The sequence below is a fragment of the uncultured Shewanella sp. genome, from assembly GCF_947491715.1.
In the GTDB taxonomy this organism is placed as follows: domain Bacteria; phylum Pseudomonadota; class Gammaproteobacteria; order Enterobacterales; family Shewanellaceae; genus Shewanella.
The window spans coordinates 1-204 of sequence record NZ_CANLKR010000173.1 but is presented as its reverse complement, the minus strand read 5'-3'; the positions used below and the strand labels follow the sequence as shown (position 1 = coordinate 204).

Annotated in this window: 1 protein-coding gene; it reads right to left on the bottom strand. The window is 47.5% G+C overall.

Going from position 1 to position 204, the window contains the following annotated elements; translation table 11 throughout:
- The coding region (locus tag Q0779_RS23965; protein ID WP_298776783.1) for a phosphopantetheine-binding protein at positions 1-204 on the bottom strand (204 nt) is incomplete at both ends.

Here is a 204-nt window from a genome sequence, read left to right as displayed (position 1 = left end):
AGGAATAACAAGGACGTCCTCGTTTAACACCAGCGCCAGCCCTGCTATGGTTGGCCTCGCAAAAAATTGGGCTAACGAAATGTCTAGATTGGTTCGTTTTCGGCTTTCAGCGCTTAAACGAATAGCACTAATCGAATCACCGCCAATGCGGAAGAAATTATCATTAATCCCAACTTGCTCAAGCCCCAGCACGGCTTGCCAAAC